The following is a 14,926-nucleotide window of genomic DNA, read 5'->3' as shown; positions in this document are numbered from 1 at the left end:
CGGACTGACGCGCTAGCGCCCGGCGGTCTGCGTGACGGAAGGTGGCTTGCCGGGCACGGTGGCAACGGAACCGGCGGCGTCCTGCGAACGGTCGGAAACCAGTGTTCCCTGCCGTCTGATGGCCGTGATGTTGCCCGCCGCGTCGTAGTCGTAATAAGCGGTGGCGCCTGCCACGGTGACGGACGTGAGACGGCCCAGCGGGTCGTAGCCGTAGGCAATGTCGTCCGCGTGGGCGAGCGCGGCGGCGCAGACACTGCCCATCAGCAGGCAGCGAACCGCGAGTCGTGCAGACGGGGTCCGCAACGAGGCGACGCGCGCAGTAACGCGTCCGGGCTCAAAAAACGTTCTGACAGACAATCGATATCCCCTCGGCTATTCAGCAACAGATTTGTTTTGCATTGCCAAACAAGATATCGAAAGCGCGCTGTAAAACCCACTTCTTTTGTGTCAAATTTGGTCAACGGTTACGCCGTTGATCGCGATCAAAACATTGGCGTCCACCAAAGAAAAATGCCGTCCAGTTTCTCAACTGGACGGCATCGCATCACTTCCCTATCACGCGCAAGACCGAGCGCGATCTCGGTCAAAACCGATGAATAATCCCCACCCCCACCGCCAGCTGATTACTCGACCCCGACGGCGTGCTGTTATAGCCATCGCCGATCGTCGCGGTGGCGTCGATGATCTGCCCTGCCCCGTTCGTGCCGAGCGTCTTGCCCTTCGCCTTCTGATACGCCTCCAGCGCATACAGTCCGGTCCGCTTCGACAGCGAGTAGTACTGTGACAGATTGAACTGGTGATACTGCGCGTTATCGTCGATACCGTTGGCGCGCGTCGCTCGCGTATAGCTGTATCCCGCGCCGAAATCCCATGCCACGGCCGGCTTCCAGTGCAGCACCAGACCGCCCGTGTTGAAGATCGCCGTGTCGTGGAATTTCGAACCCGTGCCCGGCACGTACTGCACGTTCGAATACGTGGCGCTCACGTCCCATGCGCTGTTGAAAACATAGCCGCCGCCCACGGCAAAGCGCTGCTGCGCCTGCGCGGTCTGATAGCCGTTGGTGAGCGCGGACACGCCGATCTGCGAGCCGCCGTTGGTCGTGGTGGAATCCGCGCCCCACGCGCCGCCGCCCTCGGTCGAATTGTTGATGCGCGAAAAACCCACCGCGAGTCCGACGGGGCCCATCGCATACTGCACCGCGGTCGACCACGTCGAGCCGCGATTCGTGCTGCCGGCCACGCCGCCGAGCGAATACGAACCGCTCACCGTCACGCCGTACAGTTTCGGTGACGTGTACTCCAGCGTGTTGTTCGCGCGATAGATCGTGTCGAGGCCGTCGATATCGCCGGGATGCGCACCGTAGTAGCCGGTGATCCACGTCGTCGGGCTATAGGGCGAAAGCAGCTGGTAGTACGACGCATACTGCCGCCCCGCCGTGAACGTGCCGTACGTGGGATTGGTCACGCCGACCCAGGCCTGGCGGCCGAACATCGCATTGGTGTATTGCTGGGCGCCGCTCGCCGAGTTGAAGCCGGATTCGAGCTGGAAAATCGCCTTGGTATTGCCGCCCAGATCTTCGCCGCCCTTCAGGCCGAAGCGGCTGCCCGCCCACACGCCCGGCGTCATCTTCACAGCCGATTTGCCGTTGCCGGTCGAGCCGAGCGTGGTCTGGTTATTCGTGTACGACACGCCGTTATCGACAATCCCGTACAAGGTCACGCTGCTTTGCGCGAAGGCCGGCATGGCACTCGCAAGCGCAGCGCCGAACAGAACGGCGTCCACTCGCCTGATTGATTTCGTCATGCTAAATATCTCCAGTTTTATACGTGTTGTTGAAATACTTTTTTTAGATGCCGCCAGTCGTCATGCAATCAGGGCGGCTTCGGCAACAGGGTTCGTCAGACTCGCGGCACCGCCGGATCCCGCAAGTCTTCACGCATCCGCCACCGGGCTCGTGATAAAGCGCAGCGCGAGCCGGTTCATCACGATGGCAGCTGCGGCAATCAGCGCGGGCACGGCGAGTACGGCGAATACCGTTTCGAAGCTGAAGCCGAGCGAGAGCAAGGCGCCGCCCACCAGCGAGCCGAGAATTCCGCCGAGGCGTCCGAAGCCGAGCATCCAGCTGACGCCGGTGGCACGTGCACGAGTGGGATAGCAGCTCGGCGCGAGCGCATTGAGGCCCGTCTGCGCTCCGCTCATGAAGAAGCCGGCGCACGTCACCAATACCGGCAGCAGGTTAGATTTCAGCGTGCCCATGCCCAATGCGAAGATGAACGCGCCGCCGAGCAGATACGCCGCGCCGATCACGGCATTGCGGTCGAGCCGGTCCATGGCGAAGCCGACTGCCACGGCGCCCACCGTGCCGCCGAGCTGGAACAGTCCGGTGATCGCGGCAGCACGTTCGACGGGCAGGCCCGCGTCCTTGATGAGCGTGGGCAACCAGCCGGTCAGCAGATAGATGATCAGCAGTCCCATGAAATACGTGAGCCACAGCATCAACGTGCTGAACGCGTAACCGTCGGCGAACAGCATGCGGACCGGCGCTTTTGCGGCTACCACGGGTTCGGGTGCGGTGAAGCGCACGTCTTTGGCGAACACATGACCGCAGACGCGCCCGAGCGTCGCGGAAATGCGCTCCACCGGCATCTTGCGCACCAGCATCAGACGCGCGGACTCCGGCAGCAGCCACAGCAGCAGCGGCACGCTGAGAATCGGCAGAATGCCGCCGAACATGAATACGGCGCGCCAGCCGAAATGCGGAATCAGCGAGGCCGCGACGAAACCGCCCGCTCCCGAGCCGAAATTGAAGCCGGTGAACATGATGGTGAGCAACAGCGAACGGCTGCGCGACGGCACGTATTCGGAGAGCAAGGTGGTGGAGTTCGGCATGGCGGCGCCGAGGCCGAGACCGGTCAGAAAGCGCAGCGCCACGAGTTGCACGGGCGATTGCGCGAAGGCGCACAGCAAGCTGAAAAAGCCGAAGCACAACACGGACGCCACCAGCACTTTCTTGCGGCCGATGCGATCCGCAATCGGGCCGGCAGTCAGCGCGCCGATCGCGAGTCCGACCATCGCGGCGCTCATCACCGGACCGAAGGCCGCCCGGCTCACGGTCCAGTCGTGCATGATGACCGGCGCAACGAAACCCATCACCGCCGTATCGAGTCCGTCCATCATGACGATCACGAAACAGAGTGCGAGCACGAGCCATTGGTATGCCGACACCTTGCGCGCGTCGATGAACGCCTTGATGTCGACCGAGTCTGCAGATTTCATGCGTGTCTCCGGAGAAAATAGTTTCCCGTCCCCGGTTTCTGTCGAAGCCGGGGTTCTTGTTGGTATGAAATGAAAAGGCCGCTGACGGCGGCGCCGAAGCCCGTGTCTTACACGGCGTCGGGCACCAGGCGCGTTTTCAGAAACGCTTCGAGCGTTTCGCCGCGCATGCTGGCGTACATGCCGAGGTTGGTGATCTTCACCACGCGCGCGAACTTCTCCAGCACGAAGAAGCACACGCCGTAGCGAATCAGTCCGATCCAGTCGGTGTTGTCGACGAGCGCGCGTTCTTGCGCCGTGAGCTTCGCGGCGTCATACGCGGCCGCACGATTTTCCAGCCACAGTGCGCGCGCGGACGCCTCGCGCATCTGCCAGAAAAAGCGGTTCAGACGCATTGCCTTGATGCTCTGGCGGATATCGAACGGATACGTGCCCGTGAGTTCTTCCACGCCGGTCAGTTGCGGGTTCATTGCGCCACCTCGTCTTCGTAGATCGTCACGGCCATCGCGGTGCTGGTGGCGAGGTAGTAGTTGCGATGCAGTTCACGCACCGTCGGGCCCAGCGCGCCGCGCATGGCGAGCCACATGATGGTCTCGACGCTTTCCGCACCGCCGAGCCGCACGTAGTCCACGTGCTTCATCGCCGCGAGCTTTTGCGGATCGCGCACGATCAGATCGAGAAACTCCATGTCCCAATCCGTATTGTTGAAGCCGCTGCGCTCGCCGTGCACCTGATGGGACAAACCGCCCGTGCCCACCACGACCACGTCCAGGTCCTGCTCGAACGATTCGATGGCCCGCCGCAGCGCCTGGCCGAGCCGATAGCAGCGATTCGCGGTCGGCAGCGGATATTGCAGCACGTTGACTTCCATCGGCACGATCGCCATCGGCCAGCCGCCTTCGTGCGGCAGCATCAGCGAAAGCGGCGAATTGCAGCCGTGATCGAGCGGACGGTCCTGAAAAATCGTCAGATCGAATTCGTCGTTCACGAGTTGCTCGGCGATGTGAATCGCCAGATCGGGATGGCCGGCGATATCGGGCAAGGGCCGCTTGCCCGCGCCTTCGTCGGCGAATTCGTGACTCGGTGAAACACCCAGCGCGAAAGTCGGATAGCAGTCGAAGAAAAAACTGTTGGCATGGTCGTTGTAGAACATCACCATGACGTCCGGCTTGCGCTCGGCGAGCCACTGCGCGACCGGCTCGTAGCCCTTGAAAAGCGGCGCCCACGCGGGGTCGTTCTGCTTGCCCTTGTCGTACGCCATGCCGATTGTCGGCACGTGCGACGTTCCGATTCCACCAATGATCCTTGCCATATCCTGTCTTCCGTTACTTCGTGCTGCACGCAACGTGCGCGCCGTCCGTTCAGGCCGCCGGCTTCGCAACCCTGTCAGGATTCAACGATAGGGATTCCGCGTACCCGTAGAAAGTGCGGGTAAACCACACACGAATGGACAAAACTTCTTTCGGCAGCTTTCCTCAGCCTGTTCCTACGCCACGCCGAAACGCCGTGCGCCTTACGGGGCAAGGCATTCAGGCCATGCCGCCGATGCCGGCCCAGGCTCGCCGCCGCGCCCTTCCTGCACCAGCCCGATAAACAGAACAGATGACCCCGAAACGAACTCGCAAGCCCCGTGGCGGCCGTGGTACGGCGCGCGACGCGTGGCTATACTGGCGGCGTCGAATCAGTGCAGACGGTCACACCGGGCAAGGCTCCCATGAGCAGCAAAGAACTTCTGAATCTGGCGCAATTGCGCGCATTTCGCCTCGTCGCCGACATGGGCAGCGCGACGCGCGCGGCCGCCGCGCTGTTCCGCGCGCAGTCGGCGGTGACGCGTTCCGTCCAGGAACTGGAAGCGGCACTCGGCGAGCCGCTGTTCGACCGCGGCCCAGCGGGCATGCTGCCCACTCCGGCGGGCCGCGCGGTGCTACAGCGCAGCGAGCGCATCTTCGGCGAACTGGAAGAACTCGCGCAATGGTGCTCGGCACGCCAGACGCGCCGCCGTCCGGTTGCGGAAGGCGCGCTGCCGGCGTATCTGCTCAATACGCGGCGTTTGCAGCTGTTCGCCGCGCTTGCGCGCCATCGGCACATGCCGAGTGCGGCGAAGACGTTCGGCATCAGCCAGCCGGCGGTCAGCGCGGCCATTCGCGTGCTGGAGAGCGGCGCCGGCATGAGTCTGTTCCACCGTAGTCCGCGCGGCATTCTGCTCACGGCCGAAGGCGAAACGTTTCTGCTGTACGTGCGCCGCGCGCTGAACGAACTGCGTCACGTACCGGACGACATGGCCGCGTTGCACGGCAAGATTCAGGGCGCGGTGACGGTGGGCGCGCTGCCGCTCGGGCGCACGCTGATCCTGCCGAAAGCGATCGCCCGTTTGTCCGTGGACAACCCCGGCGTGCGGGTCGTCACGGACGAAAGCAACTACGAAGCGCTGGTGGCGGGTTTGCGTGCGGGCGATATCGATTTCATTCTCGGCGCGCTGCGGGAAAACGATGCGGCCAGCGGTCTGAAAAACGAGCGGCTGATGTCGGACCACATGGTTCTGCTGGTACGTCGCGATCATCCGCTGCTGCGCGTGCGCGAACCGGGCATCACGGATCTGCGCGACGCGCAATGGATTCTGCCGCGCAGCCACGCGCCGGCGCGCGCGCTGTTTGAGGCGCAATTCAAGCGGATGAAGGTGAAACCGCCCCAGCCGACGGTCGAGACCGCCGATCTCGCGGTGATTCGCGGCCTGCTGCTCGGCACCGACATGGTCGCGGCGCTGTCGGCGCAGCAGTTGCATTACGAAGTGGAGTCGGGCCAGCTCGCGGTGCTGGACGTGGCCTTGCACAACACGCGGCGGGATATCGGCCTGACCGTGCGCGCAGTCGGCACGCCGTCGCCGGCGGCACGCGCGCTGATCGATGCGATCCGTTTATCGGTGGTGGATGTGCCGCGTACGGTGAGTCTCGCGAGCGGCTAGATCGCGTTCGACAATGCTCTGATACGGCAGTATTGCCGTGCGGATCAATTCCGCCAGACCGAGGCCGGTATCGCGACCACTCCGTCGAACAGCCAGCGCGCCGTGCGCAACAACGCGGCGCTCAACACGTCGGGGCGGCCCGGGTCGCCGCCGAGCGTCAATTCCACCGTGAATTCGCCGGTGGGATGTTCGACCTGCACGCGCTTGCTCGCGCCATCGGAATCGATTTGCGCCACACCCTCGCAGACCGTGCCGGGCAATACGGCGGCGCTTGCCACGCTCACCGCGCCCAGCACGCCGATCGACGCATGGCAGCGGTGCGGAATGAAGCTGCGCGTGGCGATCGCTCCACCGTTGCGCGGCTCTGCCACGAGGCACATCTTCGGTACCGTGCGCGCGCTGACGTCGCCAAGATTCATCAGCGGGCCGGCCGCGAGACGGATCGCTTCGACACGCGTTTTCAGGTCGGCGTCCGCGTCGAGCTGTTCGCGCGACTCGTAGCCGGTGCGGCCGAGATCGCGCGCGCGCAGTATGACGAGCGGCATGCCGTTGTCGATGCAGGTCACTTCGACGCCGTCCACCGTGTCGATCAGATGACCTGTCGGCAGCAGCGCGCCGCAGGTCGAGCCGGCGGTGTCCCTGAATTCGAGTGGAATCGGCGCGGCGCAGCCCGGCACGCCGTCGATGCGCGTCTCGCCTTCGTAGCTCACGCAGCCGCCCGGCGTGAGCACGGTGGCGACCGCTATCTGTCCGGTGTTGACCATATGAATCGCGACGCGCGTAGTGCCTTCCTGCGCTGCCACCAGTCCGCGTTCGATCGCGAAAGGTCCGACGCCCGCGAGAATGTTGCCGCAGTTCTGGCCGACATCCACGCGCGCTTCGTTCACCACGACCTGGACGAACAGATAGTCGACATCGGCGTCTTCGCGCGACGACGGCGAAACGATCGCCACCTTGCTCGTCAGCGGATCGGCGCCGCCCATGCCGTCGATCTGCCGCGGATCGGGCGAGCCCATCACCGCGAGCAGCACACGGTCGCGGGTCGCGGTGTCGGCAGGCAGATCCGACGCCATGAAATACGCGCCTTTCGACGTGCCGCCGCGCATCATCATGCAAGGAATGCGGGTTTGCCGGCGCGTCTGGGCGCGCTGCTGCGTTTCCCTGCCTGCCACCATCGCTTCTTCTGCCATTTTTGTCCAGCTACCGTCCGCTATCTCCAGTCCTCATTGTAGGTTTGGGACGTGCCGGCAGCGCACCTAAAGGAGCGCGCCTTGCCATCTAATCTGTTTATTGGACGGTAGAATGACGAACGTAAGGCAAAGGTTCGCGGCACGCTCATCCGGCTCGGCGGCGGTGCGCCATACGCCACACGGATACGCGCACAGCGGCGCTATACAGGCCGCCGTCACACAGACCCCGAAGCTTGCACGACAATAACGTCCGCGACGCTGCCCACCGGCGTATCGCTCTCTCACGAAACCACGAGTCAACCCATGAACAAGCGCCAATTTCTCGCCAGCAGCGCGGCTGCACTGGGCGCGACGGCTGCGCCCGCTTTCGCGCAAAAGCCCCGGCATCATGAAGCGTGTACTCCATCGCCGGTGCTGCTCACGCTCACCGGGGCGATCAAACGCAGTAATCGCGGCGCGCTCGACCCCGCATTCGATCAATTGATGGCCAAGCAGCAAGTGAAGTTTTCGGCCGGCTATGGCGTCGATTTTGCGTGGCTCACGAGCCTGCCCGCCGTGAGCATCAAACCGACCACCGAATACGATTCGCGTGCGCACACCTTGAGCGGCCCTTTGCTAACCGACATTCTGGAGCGCGTCGGCGCGCCCAGCGCGGGCGACACGCAGATCCTGCTGCGCGCCGTCGACGGCTATGCGGTGATGACGAAACTCGACACCGTGCGCGACCGGCGCTTCATCGTCGCGACCCATAAAGACGGCCAGCCGATGCCGCTCGGCGGGATCGGTCCGCTGTGGGCCGTCTACGACGCCGACTCCATTCCCGAACTCGCGAGCAAGCCGCTGAAAGACCGCTTCGAGTTATGTCCGTGGGGCCTTTATCACATTCAGGTGATCGAAGCATAAGGCCGTGGCCTGCATGGAGCCCTGCATGGAGGCCATGCCGGCACGCCCGGCTCACTTCTCCATCAAGGCCTGGCGCACGCGCTCCACGCTCACCGCCCAGCTTTCTCCCGGCGCGCGGCGGAACAGCCGCAGCGTGTCCGGATACCACGGCGAATCCGCGCGTTCGTGCATCCAGCGCCAGTCCACGTCCCTGGCGGGCAGCATCACCCAGCACGGCTTGCCGAGCGACGCGGCCAGATGCGCCGTAGACGTATCCACGCAGATCACCAGATCGAGTTGCGAGACGATCGCTGCGGTGTCGGAGTAATCCGCGACGCGCGAGCCGAGATCGAGCAAGGGCTGATTCGCGGGCGGGCAGCGCGCTTCGTCCTCGCCCGCGCCTTTTTGCAGACTCACGAAGCGTGCATCGGGCACGCTCCAGAGCGGCGCCAGTTCTGTCAGCGAGGGCATGGAGCGATGCGTGTCGTTGTGATGAAGCAGATTGCCCTTCCAGACGAGACCGATGCGACGCCCCGCGGGCAGCGCGTCGAGTTCGGCACGCCAGCGTTCGGCAAGCGCCGCTTGCACGGCAAAGCGGGGCGCCGGCGGAATCGTCGCGACAGCGGTGCCCAGGTGCAGCGGCGCGCTCATCAGGCTCGTCCAGCAGTCGTAACGCGACGAACCAGCGAGCGCCGTGTCGTGATCGAGCACGGCGTCCACCCCCTCGACCTCGCTCATCAGCCGATGCAGCGAAGGCGCGCACGCGAAGACGATATGCGAAGCGCCCCGCGCCTTCAGCAAGGCGAAGTAACGGCTGAACTGGATCATGTCGCCCAGACCGTCTTCCTGCCAGACCAGCAAGGTGCGCCCGCGCAGCGCATCACCCTGCCACTGCGGACAACTCAGGCGCTTCCTCGTGCTGAAGTGGACGAAACCCGCGTGCTCGTAGCGGCACTCGTACAGCGGCCAGCCTTCGTCGAAACGGCCCATGCCGAGCAGCAGGACCGCGAGGCCGAAACGCGCATCGCCGTAGTCGGCGCGCAGGACGAGCGCGCGACGATACGCGCTTTCGGCTTCGGGCAGCCGTCGCAACTGCGCGAGCGTCGCGCCGAGGTTGTAATGCGCTTCGGCGAGTTCGGGGCACAGGCTGAGCGCATGCACGAAAGCGCCGACCGCATCCGGCAGACGGTCCTGCAGACGCAGCACGCAACCCAGGTTGTTGTGCGCGTGAACGAGGTCGGGCCGCCAGCGGATCGCGTCGCGATACGCGGTTTCGGCTTCGCTCAATCGTTCGAGACTCGCCAGTACGAGTCCGAGGTTGTAGTGCGCCTCCGCATAATCCTCACGATGCGCGACCGCGTCGCGGTAGGCCGCTTCGGCTTCATGCAGACGCTGCAGTTGCGCGAGCGTCGTGCCGAGCGTGAAGTGCGCCTCGGCGTAATCGGGACGAACCGCGAGCGCCAGCCGGCAAGCCAGTTCCGCCTCGGCAAAACGGCCCGCCTGTTTCAGCAGGGCGCCGAGATTGCTGAGCGCTTCCGGATATTGCGGCCGGATCGTCAAGGCCTGACGAAATGCTGCATCAGCCTCGTCGGGACGACCGAGCGCGGCCAGCACGTTACCGAGGTTGTTGTAGGTTTCGGCGTGTTCGGGCAAGCCTTCCAATGCCTGCCGATACGCCGCCTCGGCTTCCTCCAGACGTTGCAGGTCGTGCAGCACCAGCGCGTGGTTGTAGCGCGCTTCGGCGTAATCCGGCTGCAGCTCCAGCGCGTGACGATACGAAGCCTCCGCCTCTTCCTTGTAGCCGAGCCCGTAGAGCGCGGTGGCGAGGCTATGGTGCGCCCGCGCCTGCGACGGCCGCAGCGCCACCCAGCGGCGATACAGGGACTTGGCCGCCGAAAGCCTTCCGCACGACTTCATCAGCATGCCGAGGCTGTCGTAGACCTCCGCGTAATCCGGTTTCGTGCGCAGGCATTCGCGCCAGTACACCTCCGCTTGCGCGAAACGGCGCAACGCGAACGAGCAGACGCCGGCGATGTTCAAGGCGTCGGCGCGCGCGGCGGGCGTCGCGTGTTGCGCGGCGCCGCTGGCACAGTCGGCGCCGGACGCGTCCGGTGTGCCGGCGACGTCGAGCAGCGGCGCGACGCTGGCGAGCGCCTCGGCGTAATGCCCGGCTGAACAGAGAGAGGCCGCCTGCTGGTTGAGGTCGGCATGCGCAAGCTCGCGCGTCGGCGTTTGAATCATGAAGCGGTCGTCAGCGGACTCGGCAGCGCGCCGCGTCGCCGGTCGCATGTTGCGAGCGGCCGGGCGCGCCGGGTTCGTCCTCGTTGCTTTGCCGTGTGGATTGCGTCGGGATGGTCGGCCGCGCCGCCGCCCGCCGTGCAGTCGTGCTGCCTCCGGGCGACGACCGCCCCGCCACGGAACACGGCTCCGTGCGGGCGACATCTGTGCTCAGAGTAAGACAATCCGCGCCGGCCCAAGGCGGCGAACTGAGCGCGTTTTATCCCCTAGCTTTCCAAATGTGACCGCGTGTGACCGCTTGCGCATACAACACGTTTACGATACTTTATGCTCGATTATGATCGTTTTAGATCGAACCTTTCAGATCGAACCAGAGGACCGACACATGCAACGAAGCAGGCAGGACGCCGCGGACGGGCTTCTCCCCGACGAGCGGGAGCGGCTGATACTCGAACGCTTGCGCAGTCAGGGCCGCGTGCTGGCGTCGGAACTCGCGGCCGAATTCCAGACTTCCGAGCACACCATCCGCCGTCACCTGCGCGAACTGGCCGATCAGGGACACTGCAAGCGCGTCTACGGCGGCGCACTCGTCGTCTCGCCGGCCAATACGGCCACCTCCGTGCGCATGGGCGAAGCCGTCGAACGCAAGGCGTCGCTTGCCGCGACGGCGGCGTCGATCGTGCGTCCCGGTCAGATCATCCTGCTCGACGCCGGCTCGACCAATGTGGCGATTGCCGCCGCGCTGCCGGATCACGCGAATCTCACCGTCGTGACGAATTCGCCGCAAGCCTGCGTGCGTCTGCTGGAGCGGCCCGGCTTCAAGGTCGTGCTGATCGGTGGGCAGATGGATTCGCGCGCCGCCGGTGCAGTCGGCGCCACGGCCTTGTTGCAGGTTCAGCAGATGCGCGCCGACCTCTGTTTTCTCGGCGCCTGCGCCTTCGATCTCGACGAAGGCGTGGCCGCCTTCGACGCCGAAGAAGCCGAACTCAAGCGCGCCATGGTGAAAGCGAGCGGCGCCATCGCGATTGCCGTGACCTCGGAGAAAATGACCACCGCCGCGCCGTATCTCGTCGCGCCCGCCGCCGACGTGGACTATCTGTTCGTCGAGGCCGACGTGCCCGCGGCCCATCTCGCGCGCCTGAAAAAAGCCTGCGACACCGTGATGGTGGCCGGATCATGAAACCCGTTCGCGAACGTATCGCCACGCTGGCCGTTTTTCTCGCCAACGGCTTCGGCATCGGCGCGTGGGCCGTCGAAGTACCGCGCATCAAGGAAAGTCTCGCACTCAGCGACACCTCGCTCGGCATCGCGCTCTTCGCTTTCGCGCTGGGCGCGATCGTCGCGATGCCGCTGGCCGGCCAACTGGCGCCGCGCTTCGGCAGCGGCCGCGCCACTGCGCTGCTCGGCGCGGCCTTCGTGATCGCGTTGCCCCTGCCGGCGCTCGCGCCGAATCTGATCTCGCTGTGCGTCGTGCTGCTCGCGCTCGGCGCGGCCAACGGCGCGCTCGACGTCTCCATGAACGGTCACGCCAGCGCGATCGAAACGCAGTGGCAGTCGCCGATCATGTCATCGTTTCACGCGGCGTGGAGCGCGGGCGGTCTGCTCGGCGCCGCGACCGGCGCCATGCTTCAGACCGGTGGAATCGGCGTGGTGGGCGGCCTGCTGGTGCCGGACGCACTGATCGCCGGCGCCATCCTGTTTGCCGCGCTGCTCGCGCTGCGCGATCTCGGTCCGCGCGCGGCGGCCGGCGGCGGCGGCTTCGTGCTGCCCAACGCCGCCGTGATGAAGCTCGCGCTGCTCGCCTTTCTCTGCATGCTGGTGGAAGGCGCGGTGGCCGACTGGAGCGCGGTCTACCTGCGCTCGGCGCTCAACGAAGCGGCCAGCGTGGCGGCCGTCGGTTACTCGGCGTTCGCGTTCTCGATGGCGGCATGCCGGGTCATCGGCGACGTCTCGGTGCGGCGCTTCGGTTCGAGCCGCATCGTCGGCGTGGGCGGCCTGATCGCGGCGGCGGGACTGGCGCTGGTGCTGAGCGTGCCGACCGTGCTCACTGCCTGCGTGGGATTCGCGATGGTGGGCGTCGGCCTCGCCAACATCGTGCCGGTGATTTTCAGTGCCGCGGGACGCTCCACGCTCACACCGGCCATCGGCGTTTCGATGGCCGCCACGGCGGGTTACGCGGGCTTCCTGGTCGGACCGCCGCTGATCGGCCTGGGCGCCGGCCTGATCGGCTTGCGGCTCGCGCTCGGCGTGCTGGTCGCGGCCACCCTCACGGTGTGCGTGCTCGGCGGCAAAGCCGTGCGCGGCTCGTCGCGGGTCGCGGTTCAGAACACGCCGGGAATCACGCGGTAACGCACCCGGCCCTTGTAGGTGCGATAGCCTTCGTCGCCGGATAGCAACTGTTCTTCGCGGACGATGCGGCCCACCTGCAGCGCGAACTGGCAGCTATACACCAGCAGGTTCTGCAAACCGAAGTTGACCAGCAGAAAGCCGATGTCGGTAACAAAGTAGCCGAGATACATAGGATGCCGTACGAAGCGGTAGGCGCCGCGCGAGACGACTCCGCGATTAGCCGGCAGGATGCCGAACGAGCGGCGCAGCGAAGCCTTGGCGAACAGCTGCCAGAAGATGCCGAGCACCTGAAGCACCGCGCCCACCGTCTCCGGCACCAGTTGCGTGCCGGGCGCGAGGCGCACCGCGAGGAAGTAATACGTGCCGCCCATCGAGCAGATGAACGCAAACGGCCGCCAGTCGCGCCGCACCGGCACGCGCGAAAACAGCGAAAGACCCACCGTCACGAAGGCGGACACCACCAGCAGCAGCAACGTGATGCGCGAGGGCTGCGCGCGCCATTGCAGGATGGTGGCATAGCCGAACAGGCTGAGCATGGTTGCCGCGCCGACTCTCGACGCGACTTCGATCAATGCGTCGCGCATACCGGCGGGTGCGCTGCCGTCGGCCGGATTGGCGGCGGGCGCCGGGCTTTCCGTGCGGTCCAGTTCGTGGATCGGATTGGTCGGGGTCATCGCGCGCTCACTTGGAAATGCGGAGGATTTGCGAAGCCAGTTGCGAGAAGCAAGGCTTCAGGTCGGCCGGCGTTGCAGCGTAACAATACACGCCGACGGGCTGCTTGGGGTTGTAGCAACGCGCCAGCGAATCCGCGGTATTCGCCATGCATTTGAGAATGTCCTGACCCGGTTCGTTGTCCGGACCGGTCGGCGAAAGCAGTTCGGCGCCGTAACCGAGCGTGAACACATACGTTCCTTCGGCACGCGCCGCAGCCGCCATCGCTTCGAGCAGATTGCGCGACGCGCGGTTGACGTTCACATACGTGACGTTGCCGTTCGGCACCGCGCGCGGCGCGGTCACCGGCCAGATCGGGAAAGTCTGTTCGTTGACGTTGTGCGCGTTGTACCACTTCGGCAATGCGGTCACGAGCTTGGTGACGTTGCTCTGGAAGCACGGCGAGCCGAGCGACTGGCTAAGCGCATTCATGCTGTAGAGACCGGACATCGTGCCCGAGCTATCCGGACTCGCGATCGTGCCGGCGGTGTTGTTGCAGCCGCTCTGGTTGGTCGTCATGAACGAGGCGAAGCTGTTCGGCGCGCCGTCCGAGAAAAACACGATCACGCGCAGACTCGACGGCTGGGTGATCACCGTGTTCAACTGGTTGCGCGCGTTCCAGACGCCTTCCGCCGAGTTCGTGCTGCCGCTGAACGAATAGTTGTTGATGTCGTTGGTCATCGTCGTGCGGTCGAAGCCGCGCGCGTTGCCGTTGAACGGCACGTCCACCACCGTGCCGTAGGCGAAGTGCATGAGCGCGACGCGGTCGTTCGTGACATCGAAATTATTCAGGAATGCCACGGCGTTCGAGCGCACCGCGGCCGGCACGCCGGACGTATTCAGCGACCCCGTGGTGTCGATCACGAACGCCATGTCGAGCGTCTTGCGGATTGCCTGCGAAGTCGAACTGACGTTCAGCACCTTGAAGCCGAGCGTTTTTGCAAAAGTGACCGGCACGCTCGCCGTCGCGGTCATGCCGATGGTTACCGTGCCCGCATTGAATACGATCGAAGGCGTGCCGGCCGTGACGGTCGAGCCGAGAAAGCCGACCGGATAATTCGCCGCGAAAAACGCGTTGGCTGCCTGCTGCGCGTTGGCGGTCTGCTGCGTCTGGTTGCTGCCGCGCGTGACGGCTTCGCCCGCGGCAATCACCGCACCGTCGGTGGCGGCGTCGAGCCGCGCCTTGACCATGTAGCCGAGCCCGGAGTCGATGGCGAGTCCGAGAATACCCAGCAAGGCGATCAGCGAAACCGCGACGATGATGCTGATCGAGCCTCGCTCACGCCGCTTTCGTAGCGTTATTGTTTTCATCCCTTCCCC

Annotated in this window: 13 protein-coding genes; 4 read left to right on the top strand and 9 right to left on the bottom strand. The window is 65.1% G+C overall.

What is annotated here, in order from left to right:
• Positions 1–12 precede the first annotated feature (12 nt).
• The 5 genes from P3T18_RS14160 to P3T18_RS14140 all read right to left on the bottom strand — a co-directional run bounded on the left by P3T18_RS14160 (position 13) and on the right by P3T18_RS14140 (position 4,586).
• On the bottom strand, positions 13–303 hold the full coding sequence (locus P3T18_RS14160; protein ID WP_429300543.1) for an RHS repeat domain-containing protein: 291 nt from the start codon (positions 301–303) through the stop codon (positions 13–15).
• A 280-nt stretch (positions 304–583) separates the two neighbouring features.
• The gene (locus tag P3T18_RS14155) at positions 584–1,804 is read right to left on the bottom strand and encodes a porin (protein WP_429300542.1); all 1,221 of its coding nucleotides are present in this window, start codon (positions 1,802–1,804) and stop codon (positions 584–586) included.
• Between the two features lie 129 nt (positions 1,805–1,933).
• Positions 1,934–3,277, bottom strand: a complete 1,344-nt coding sequence (locus P3T18_RS14150) for an MFS transporter (RefSeq protein ID WP_429300541.1) — start codon at positions 3,275–3,277, stop codon at positions 1,934–1,936.
• Between the two features lie 107 nt (positions 3,278–3,384).
• Positions 3,385–3,744 carry a protocatechuate 3,4-dioxygenase gene (locus P3T18_RS14145; protein WP_429300540.1) on the bottom strand — a complete coding sequence of 120 codons (360 nt, stop codon included), beginning with the start codon at positions 3,742–3,744 and terminating at the stop codon, positions 3,385–3,387.
• Positions 3,741–4,586 carry a gallate dioxygenase gene (locus tag P3T18_RS14140; RefSeq protein ID WP_429300539.1) on the bottom strand — a complete coding sequence of 282 codons (846 nt, stop codon included), beginning with the start codon at positions 4,584–4,586 and terminating at the stop codon, positions 3,741–3,743. The genes P3T18_RS14145 and P3T18_RS14140 overlap by 4 nt, the downstream gene beginning before the upstream one ends.
• A 402-nt stretch (positions 4,587–4,988) precedes the next feature.
• Between P3T18_RS14140 and P3T18_RS14135 the strand changes: the two genes are divergently transcribed.
• Positions 4,989–6,236 (top strand): LysR family transcriptional regulator, encoded by a 1,248-nt coding sequence (locus P3T18_RS14135; RefSeq protein WP_429300538.1) that lies wholly within the window; start codon positions 4,989–4,991, stop codon positions 6,234–6,236.
• A 44-nt stretch (positions 6,237–6,280) separates the two neighbouring features.
• Here the strand turns inward: P3T18_RS14135 and P3T18_RS14130 are convergent, their stop codons facing one another.
• Positions 6,281–7,426 carry a 4-oxalomesaconate tautomerase gene (locus P3T18_RS14130; protein WP_429300537.1) on the bottom strand — a complete coding sequence of 382 codons (1,146 nt, stop codon included), beginning with the start codon at positions 7,424–7,426 and terminating at the stop codon, positions 6,281–6,283.
• Positions 7,427–7,729: 303 nt separating this feature from the next.
• Here P3T18_RS14130 and P3T18_RS14125 point away from each other — a divergent pair, with 303 nt between their 5' ends.
• Positions 7,730–8,329, top strand: coding sequence for a molybdopterin-dependent oxidoreductase (locus P3T18_RS14125; protein WP_429300536.1), 600 nt, complete (start codon positions 7,730–7,732; stop codon positions 8,327–8,329).
• 51 nt (positions 8,330–8,380) lie between these two features.
• Here the strand turns inward: P3T18_RS14125 and P3T18_RS14120 are convergent, their stop codons facing one another.
• Complete coding sequence (locus tag P3T18_RS14120; RefSeq protein ID WP_429300535.1) at positions 8,381–10,549, bottom strand: tetratricopeptide repeat protein; 2,169 nt, start codon at positions 10,547–10,549, stop codon at positions 8,381–8,383.
• Positions 10,550–10,931: 382 nt separating this feature from the next.
• On the opposite strand from P3T18_RS14120, the gene P3T18_RS14115 reads away from it, so the two are divergent.
• The gene (locus P3T18_RS14115; RefSeq protein WP_429300534.1) at positions 10,932–11,726 is read left to right on the top strand and encodes a DeoR/GlpR family DNA-binding transcription regulator; all 795 of its coding nucleotides are present in this window, start codon (positions 10,932–10,934) and stop codon (positions 11,724–11,726) included.
• Positions 11,723–12,895, top strand: a complete 1,173-nt coding sequence (locus P3T18_RS14110) for an MFS transporter (protein WP_429300533.1) — start codon at positions 11,723–11,725, stop codon at positions 12,893–12,895. Before P3T18_RS14115 ends, P3T18_RS14110 begins: the two co-directional genes overlap by 4 nt.
• On the opposite strand, the gene P3T18_RS14105 is transcribed toward P3T18_RS14110, so the two are convergent.
• Positions 12,868–13,569, bottom strand: coding sequence for a methyltransferase family protein (locus P3T18_RS14105; protein WP_429300532.1), 702 nt, complete (start codon positions 13,567–13,569; stop codon positions 12,868–12,870). The genes P3T18_RS14110 and P3T18_RS14105 overlap by 28 nt on opposite strands.
• A gap of 7 nt (positions 13,570–13,576) precedes the next feature.
• Positions 13,577–14,917 carry a vWA domain-containing protein gene (locus P3T18_RS14100; RefSeq protein WP_429300531.1) on the bottom strand — a complete coding sequence of 447 codons (1,341 nt, stop codon included), beginning with the start codon at positions 14,915–14,917 and terminating at the stop codon, positions 13,577–13,579.
• Positions 14,918–14,926 lie beyond the last annotated feature (9 nt).

This window comes from Paraburkholderia sp. GAS199 (assembly GCF_050436585.1).
In the GTDB taxonomy this organism is placed as follows: Bacteria; Pseudomonadota; Gammaproteobacteria; order Burkholderiales; family Burkholderiaceae; genus Paraburkholderia.
This window is presented reverse-complemented; position numbering and strand designations above follow the sequence as displayed.

Excerpts from the sequence above, each read along its gene's own strand:
- P3T18_RS14155 (WP_429300542.1), bottom strand. The coding sequence starts at position 1,804 with ATGACGAAATCAATCAGGCGAGTGGACGCCGTTCTGTTCGGCGCTGCG.
- P3T18_RS14150 (WP_429300541.1), bottom strand. The coding sequence starts at position 3,277 with ATGAAATCTGCAGACTCGGTCGACATCAAGGCGTTCATCGACGCGCGC.
- P3T18_RS14145 (WP_429300540.1), bottom strand. The coding sequence starts at position 3,744 with ATGAACCCGCAACTGACCGGCGTGGAAGAACTCACGGGCACGTATCCG.
- P3T18_RS14140 (WP_429300539.1), bottom strand. The coding sequence starts at position 4,586 with ATGGCAAGGATCATTGGTGGAATCGGAACGTCGCACGTGCCGACAATC.
- P3T18_RS14135 (WP_429300538.1), top strand. The coding sequence starts at position 4,989 with ATGAGCAGCAAAGAACTTCTGAATCTGGCGCAATTGCGCGCATTTCGC.
- P3T18_RS14130 (WP_429300537.1), bottom strand. The coding sequence starts at position 7,426 with ATGGCAGAAGAAGCGATGGTGGCAGGCAGGGAAACGCAGCAGCGCGCC.
- P3T18_RS14125 (WP_429300536.1), top strand. The coding sequence starts at position 7,730 with ATGAACAAGCGCCAATTTCTCGCCAGCAGCGCGGCTGCACTGGGCGCG.
- P3T18_RS14120 (WP_429300535.1), bottom strand. The coding sequence starts at position 10,549 with ATGATTCAAACGCCGACGCGCGAGCTTGCGCATGCCGACCTCAACCAG.
- P3T18_RS14115 (WP_429300534.1), top strand. The coding sequence starts at position 10,932 with ATGCAACGAAGCAGGCAGGACGCCGCGGACGGGCTTCTCCCCGACGAG.
- P3T18_RS14110 (WP_429300533.1), top strand. The coding sequence starts at position 11,723 with ATGAAACCCGTTCGCGAACGTATCGCCACGCTGGCCGTTTTTCTCGCC.
- P3T18_RS14105 (WP_429300532.1), bottom strand. The coding sequence starts at position 13,569 with ATGACCCCGACCAATCCGATCCACGAACTGGACCGCACGGAAAGCCCG.
- P3T18_RS14100 (WP_429300531.1), bottom strand. The coding sequence starts at position 14,917 with ATGAAAACAATAACGCTACGAAAGCGGCGTGAGCGAGGCTCGATCAGC.